Origin of the sequence: Streptomyces purpurogeneiscleroticus (assembly GCF_020024005.1) — a bacterium.
Classification (GTDB): domain Bacteria; phylum Actinomycetota; class Actinomycetes; order Streptomycetales; family Streptomycetaceae; genus Streptomyces; species Streptomyces purpurogeneiscleroticus.
The window spans coordinates 1-7006 of record NZ_NHSG01000051.1; the positions used below are offsets into that span (position 1 = coordinate 1).

Sequence of the window (7006 nt, forward strand, 5' to 3'; positions counted from 1 at the left end):
AACCCGTCGGTCCGGGGGTGGGACGGACCGCCGCCGCGATGGCGTCGGCGAGGCGGTCGAGTACAGCGTCGGCCTGTTCGTCGGTGAGCGTGAGCGGTGGGAGCAGGCGTACGACGGCGGAGCCGCGGCCGCCGAGCTCCACGATCAGCCCGCGGTCCAGGCACTGCTGCTGGACCGCGGCGGCCAGCCGGGACCCGGGCGGCGGGGCGCCGTCCGGGCCCACGGGCCCTTCCGGGTCGACCAGTTCGACGCCGAGCATCAGGCCGCGGCCGCGGACGTCGCCGATGCAGTCGTGGTGCGCGGCCAGGCCGCGCAACCGGGCGAGCATCCGCGCGCCCAGCTCGGCGGCGTGGGCGGCGAGGCCGTTCTCGCGTACGTACGCGAGCGTCGCGGCGCCGGCCGCCATCGCGAGCTGGTTGCCGCGGAAGGTGCCGGCGTGCGTGCCGGGGCGCCAGGTGTCCAGCTCCTCGCGGTAGACGATCACCGCGAGCGGCAGGCTGCCGCCGATGGCCTTGGAGAGGACGAGGACATCCGGGACGATGCCACTGTGGTCGATCGCCCAGAAGGCGCCGGTGCGGCCGACGCCGGTCTGTACCTCGTCGACGACGAGCGGGACGTCGTGCGCGGCGGTGAGCTCGCGCATCCGGCGCAGCCAGCTGTCGGGCGCGGGGATCACCCCGCCCTCGCCCTGGACGGGCTCCAGGATCATGCCGGCCGGGCGCGGCACCCCGCTCTTGGGGTCGGCGAGCGCGTTCTCCGCCCAGCGCGCGGCCAGTTCCGCGCCGTGCTCGGCGGCGTGCGCGCCCCCGCTCCCGGCATCCTGCCCGACGCCGTCTCCGTCTCCGTCGCCGACTGCTCCGCCGCCGGTCCCGAACGGGCAGCGATAGGCGTACGGATACGGCAGCCGGGTCACGGAGATGTCCCGAGCGCCCCCGGACGCGGCGAGCGCCCCCGCCGTCATGCCGTGGTACGCGCCGGTGAACGCCATCAGGCCGTCGCGTCCGGTCGCTGTCCTGACGAGCGTCAGCGCGGCCTCGACCGCGTCCGTGCCGGCCGGGCCGCAGAACTGCACCTTCCCGTGCTCGGCCAGCTCCCGCGGCAGGGTGGCGAACAGCTCGGTGGTGAAGGCGTCCTTGACGGGGGTGGCGAGATCCAGCACATGCAGGGGCGCACCGGAGTCCAGAACGGCGCGAATCGCTTCGAGCACAACGGGGTGGTTGTGGCCGAGCGCGAGCGTGCCGGCGCCGGAGAGGCAGTCGAGGTAGCGGCGGCCGTCCGCGCCCTCGATCGTCAGCCCGCGGGCGCGGACCGGGACGATGGGCAGCGAACGCGCATACGTACGGGCTGCGGATTCGCGGAGCGACTGCCTCCGCAGGATCTGTTCACGGTCCAGCGGCGGTGCCATCGGCGGAGGCTGGGTCAAGGCCACGGCGGTGTTGTCCTCCTGCTGTTCCACGGGCTCCCGGCGCGCTCGTCGGCGCCGGTCACCGGCTCTGTGGGCCGCCCCGTGAACACGGACCGGCCGTCCCCCGTACGTACCAACGACGTCACGAGCACCGGATCACGGCCTCACCAAAGATCCTTGGCGGCCGGAACCGCGGACCCGCCCGGTGCCGTCCCCCACGGCACCGGCATAGTGGGGCTCTGCATTCCGGACCTGCCACCCGAACGGGCGGAACGGTCCGAACAAGTCCATACCGATCGCCAACGGTCACCGGACGGTCGCGAACGCGCTCGCCCGACGATCGTCGCAGCGGTCGCCGAACACACCCAGGGGGAATCCAGTCATGCGATCCATCCGCCCGTCCGCCGCCCGGCCACGTGCCGGACGCCGCACCACGCGTGGCATCGCCGCGGTCGCGCTGGTCGGCGCGCTGGCGCTGACCGCCACCGCCTGCGGCCCCTCGGACGACAGCGCCGGTGCGCAGCCGGACCAGTCGGCCGTGGACCAGCCGGGCGGCGGCGAGCTGAAGATCCCCAAGGAGCTGCAGGACAAGCTCAAGGACCTCGGCGTGAACCTGGACGACTGGAAGCACGGCGAGTGGAAGAACTGGGACAAGGACAAGTGGCTGCGTGAGGCCGGCCAGTTCGTGAACCCCTACATCAAGGGGCTGTGGGACCCGGACCGGATGAAGGACGCCGAGCAGCCCACCGAGCCGGTCCAGCCGGAGGACATCTCCGGTGACCAGGGCGTCACCGACCCCGAGCCGGCACCCGTGGAGGCGCAGCCGGTGAGCGCGCCGTACAGCACGAACGCGCCCGGCGTCGGCAAGGTCTTCTTCGACAGCCCCGAGGGCTCGATGGTCTGCTCGGGCGCGGTGGTCGAGGACCCGGCGAACCCCGGCAAGTCGAACATGGTGTGGACGGCGGGGCACTGCGTGCACGCCGGCAAGAGCGGCGGCTGGTACCGCAACATCGCCTTCGTGCCCTCGTACAACGACAGCGGCAGGTCCGCCGCCGAGTTGCAGGGTGCGACGAAGGAACAGCTGGCCCCGAAGGGCGTGTTCTGGGCCGACGCCGCGCAGACCTCGCAGCAGTGGATCGACGGGGGCGCGAAGACCGGCGGCGAGGGCGCGCCGTACGACTTCGCCGTGCTGCATGTGAAGCCGGAGGCGGGCAACACCAAGTCGCTGGAGGAGACGGTCGGGACGGCCTACCCGGTGCAGTTCAACGCGCCGGCCGTGCCGAAGATCGCGTCGATGACCGCGCAGGGCTACCCGGCCGCCAGGCCGTTCGACGGCCAGACGCTGCAGCAGTGCCCCGGGAAGCCCGGCCGGCTCTCGCTGGACACCGTGCAGCCCACGATGTACCGGATCGGCTGCACGATGACGGCCGGTTCGTCCGGCGGACCGTGGTTCACCAAGGACCAGCAGGGCCGGACGGCGCTGGTGTCCAACACCTCGATCGGGCCGGTGACGGCCGACTGGCTGGCCGGGCCGCACCTGGGCGCGGAGGCCAAGAGCGTGTACGAGGGCATCAGCGAGAAGTTCGCGAACCAGTAGCCGGCACGGCGCTCCTGTAGCGGACATGTACGAGGGCCCGCTCCCCCTGATGGGGAGCGGGCCCTCGTGCGTCGGTCGTACGGCCCTTCGGGCGCAGGCCCGTGCGGGTCAGCTGCCCGCGGCCGCCGGTACGTACGGCTGCAGCTCTGCCGCCAGCTCCTCGTGGACGCGGGCCTTGAGGACCGTGCCCTCCGCGGTGTGCTCCTCGGAGATCACCTCGCCCTCGGCGTGCGCCCGCGAGACCAGCTGGCCGTGGGTGTACGGGACCAGCGCCTCGATCTCGACGCTGGGCCGCGGCAGCTCCTCGTCGAGCAGGGCGAGCAGCTCCTCGATGCCCTGGCCCGTGCGGGCCGACACCAGCATGGCGTGCTTCTCCTGGCGCAGCAGACGCTGCAGCACCAGCGGATCGGCCGCGTCCGCCTTGTTGACGACCACGATCTCCGGCACGTCGGTCGCGCCGACGTCCCGGATCACCTCGCGGACGGCCGCCAGCTGCTCCTCGGGCACCGGGTGCGAGCCGTCGACCACGTGCAGGATGAGGTCGGAGTCGCCGACCTCCTCCATCGTGGAGCGGAACGCCTCGACGAGGTGGTGCGGGAGGTGCCGGACAAAGCCGACCGTGTCGGCCAGGGTGTAGAGCCGCCCGCTGGGCGTCTCGGCCCGCCGGACGGTCGGGTCCAGGGTGGCGAACAGGGCGTTCTCCACCAGGACACCGGCGCCGGTGAGGCGGTTGAGCAGCGAGGACTTGCCCGCGTTCGTGTACCCCGCGATGGCTACCGAGGGGACCTTGTTGCGCCGGCGTTCCTGGCGCTTGATGTCGCGCCCGGTCTTCATCTCCGCGATCTCCCGGCGCATCTTCGCCATCTTCTCGCGGATCCGCCGCCGGTCCGTCTCGATCTTGGTCTCACCGGGACCACGGGTGGCCATGCCGCCGCCCGCCGAACCGGAGCCACCGCCACCCATCTGCCGGGACAGCGACTGACCCCAGCCGCGCAGCCGGGGCAGCATGTACTGCATCTGTGCCAGCGCGACCTGCGCCTTGCCCTCCCGGGACTTGGCGTGCTGGGCGAAGATGTCGAGGATCAGGGCGGTCCGGTCGACCACCTTGACCTTGACGACGTCCTCCAGGTGGATCAGCTGGCCGGGGCTCAGCTCACCGTCGCAGACGACGGTGTCGGCGCCGGACTCCAGGACGATGTCGCGCAGCTCCTGGGCCTTGCCCGAGCCGATGTACGTCGCCGGGTCCGGCTTGTCACGGCGCTGGATCACACCGTCCAGCACCAGCGCGCCCGCGGTCTCGGCCAGTGCGGCCAGCTCCGCGAGGGAATTCTCCGCGTCGAGGACCGTCCCGGAGGTCCATACGCCCACCAGCACCACGCGCTCCAGGCGCAGCTGCCGGTACTCGACCTCGGTGACGTCCTCGAGCTCGGTGGACAGGCCCGCCACGCGGCGCAGGGCCGCGCGCTCGGAACGGTCGTACTGGTCGCCGTCACGCGCCCCGTCGATCTCGTGGCTCCAGGCGACGTCCTCTTCCATCAGGGCGTCGGCCCGAAGGCTCTCGTGGAGGCGCTGTCGGTCCTGCTGAGGAAGGGAAGAAGAGGAGGTCATTTGATCCTTTGTGTCGTTGGGACGTCCCTCGGAGGCCCCTGAGGGGCCTCGGGACTCTCGATCGTGACAACGTCCGGACGCCCCGGGAGATTCCCGGCGGTCCCGGCGTCGGCCCGTCGATGGTCGCACGGCCGGTGACGCCCGTCACGCGAGTTTTCCTGCCTCCCCATTGTCCCTGGTGAGCGCGGCGGAGGTGGCCCCGGGGTCAGGATGCGCGGCCTTTCGGGCCGGGCTGCGCCTGCTCCTTCTTGACGCGCCAGTCCGGGTGGCCGGGCATCGGCGGCGTACGGGTGTCGTACAGCCAGGCGTGCAGGAAGCCGGAGAGATCCTTGCCGTGGATGCGGGAGGCCAGCGCCGCGAAGTCGGCGGTGCCGGCAACACCGTCGCGGTGCTGCTCGTACCAGGCGCGCTCCAGGCGGTCGAAGTTCGCGGCGCCGATCCGCTCGCGCAGCGCATACAGGACGAGCGCGCTGCCGTCGTAGACCACCGGCCGGAAGATGCCGATCTTCTCGCCCTTCTCGGGGGGCTTGGGGGCCGCCGGGGGCCCGCCGGCCGCGCGCCAGCCGTCGGACTCCTGGTAGGCGCGCTTCATGCGGTCCTCCATGGAGGCCCTGCCCTTGCTCGCGCGGTCCGCGTAGAGCGCTTCGTACCAGGTGGCGTGCGATTCGTTCAGCCACAGGTCGGACCAGGTGCGCGGGCTGACGCTGTCGCCGAACCACTGGTGTGCCAGCTCGTGCACCATCAGTGACTCCACGTACCAGGACGGCAGCCGGTCGGTGGCGAAGAGGTGCTTCTCGAACAGCGACAGCGTCTGCGTCTCCAGCTCGAAGCCGGTCTCGGCGTCGGCCAGCAGCACCCCGTAAGTCTCGAAGGGGTACTGGCCCACCTGGCGCTCCAGCCAGGCGATCTGCCCGGGCGTCTTGGCGAGCCAGGGCTCCAGCTTCTTGCGCTCGGCGGCCGGTACGACGTCCCGCAGGGGCAGCCCGTGCGGTCCCTGGCGGCGGACGACGGCGGACTTCCCCAGGGAGACCTGGACCAGCTCGGTGGCCATCGGGTGCAGCGAGCGGTACGTCCAGGTGGTGGCCGGGCCGCGGGCGCTGCGCCCGAGGGGCAGGCCGTTCGCGACGGCGGTGATGCCACGGGGCGCGGTGATCCGGAAGGTGAAGTCGGCCTTGTCGGAGGGGTGGTCGTTGCCGGGGAAGACGCGGTGCGCGGCGTCGGCCTGGTTGGCCATGACCAGTCCGTCGCCCGTACGGACCCAGCCGCCGTCCTTGCCGCCCTTGGGGTTGCTGGTGTGCCGGACGACGATCCGCATGCTCTGGCCCGGTTCGACGGGGCGGGCCGGGGTGACCACGAGGTCCTCGTCGTGCGTGGCGTACCGCGCGGGGACCCCGTTGACGTGCACGGACCGTACGCTGCCGCGGGCGAAGTCGAGGTTGACGCGGTCCAGGTGGCCGGTGGCCCGGGCGGTGATCGTGGTGACGGCGTCCAGCGGGGCGTCGTTGCGTCCGGAGTACTTCATGGCGATGTCGTACGCGCCGACGTCGTAGCCGGGGTTGCCGAGGTGCGGGTAGAGGCGGTCGCCGAGCCCCTGGGGGCCGGGCTCCGGCGCGCCCGCCGCGAGGAGGGCACCGACGGCCAGCACCGCCGGAACGGCACGGCGGCGGGCCTTGAGGCGGCGCGGCACGGAGGGGCGCGGCAGGTCCGGCGCCTGGCCAGTGGGGGACGCGGTACGGCGGGACATAGAGGGCATGCGTTACCGCTACCAGTACGGCCGCGCTTGTGAACGGCGGCACGGCAGCGCAGCACCCGAATGAGCGGTTCCGGTCGCTTCCCGGGCGCGTCGCCATACCCCGCGTCCGGGGGCCGCCCTCGGAGACGCGCGCCTCAAGGAGACGCCTCGCGGACGCGCGCCTCAGAGGCGGATGGTCGCGGCCGGGCGGCTGCGACCCGCGCGCAGGACGTCGAAGACGCCCGGTACCTGGCGCATCGCCCGCATCAGGGAGGGCAGTTCGGCGGCGTCCGGGAGGTGCAGCGTGTACGTGTGCCGTACGCGCTGCTCGTGCGGCGGCTCCACGTCGGCGGAGACGACGGCGGCGCCCTGCGCGGCGATGGCCTCGGTGAGATCGGCCAGCAGCCGGGGCCTGCTGAACGCCTCGGCGAGCAGAGTGACGCGGCAGCCCTGGTCCGGAGCGGCCGAGCGTCGCCACTGCACCCCTACGGGCGCCCTCCCGGCCGCCGCCATCCGGGCCACGGCCGGGCACAGGGCACGGTGCACGGTCACGATGCCGCCCCGTACGGCGAAGCCGGTGACCTTGTCGGGCGGCACGGGGGTACAGCAGCCGGCCAGCCGGACCGTCGCGTCGGGGAGGTCGGCGACGGCGGGGACGGGCGGG

At 72.8% G+C, this 7006-nt stretch carries 5 protein-coding genes; 1 reads left to right on the forward strand and 4 read right to left on the reverse strand.

What is annotated here, in order from left to right:
- Positions 1–1429 (reverse strand): aminotransferase class III-fold pyridoxal phosphate-dependent enzyme (locus CCS38_RS01465; protein ID WP_372456958.1); only part of this gene is annotated, 1429 nt, incomplete at its 3' end.
- Positions 1430–1787: 358 nt separating this feature from the next.
- Here CCS38_RS01465 and CCS38_RS01470 point away from each other — a divergent pair.
- The gene (locus CCS38_RS01470) at positions 1788–3002 is read left to right on the forward strand and encodes a trypsin-like serine peptidase (RefSeq protein ID WP_223731346.1); all 1215 of its coding nucleotides are present in this window, start codon (positions 1788–1790) and stop codon (positions 3000–3002) included.
- Positions 3003–3110: 108 nt separating this feature from the next.
- Here the strand turns inward: CCS38_RS01470 and hflX are convergent, their stop codons facing one another.
- From hflX to CCS38_RS01485, 3 genes are all read right to left on the reverse strand, one after another.
- Positions 3111–4610, reverse strand: a complete 1500-nt coding sequence (hflX, locus tag CCS38_RS01475; protein ID WP_223731347.1) for a GTPase HflX — start codon at positions 4608–4610, stop codon at positions 3111–3113.
- A 205-nt stretch (positions 4611–4815) separates the two neighbouring features.
- Positions 4816–6354 carry a M1 family metallopeptidase gene (locus tag CCS38_RS01480; RefSeq protein WP_223731348.1) on the reverse strand — a complete coding sequence of 513 codons (1539 nt, stop codon included), beginning with the start codon at positions 6352–6354 and terminating at the stop codon, positions 4816–4818.
- Positions 6355–6525: 171 nt separating this feature from the next.
- A partial coding sequence (locus tag CCS38_RS01485; protein ID WP_308050639.1) for an ACT domain-containing protein occupies positions 6526–7006 on the reverse strand: 481 nt, incomplete at its 5' end.

What these genes read in the sequence shown, in the direction of transcription:
- CCS38_RS01470 (WP_223731346.1), top strand. Translation starts at nt 1,788, where the DNA reads ATGCGATCCATCCGCCCGTCCGCCGCCCGGCCACGTGCCGGACGCCGC.
- hflX (WP_223731347.1), bottom strand. Translation starts at nt 4,610, where the DNA reads ATGACCTCCTCTTCTTCCCTTCCTCAGCAGGACCGACAGCGCCTCCAC.
- CCS38_RS01480 (WP_223731348.1), bottom strand. Translation starts at nt 6,354, where the DNA reads ATGTCCCGCCGTACCGCGTCCCCCACTGGCCAGGCGCCGGACCTGCCG.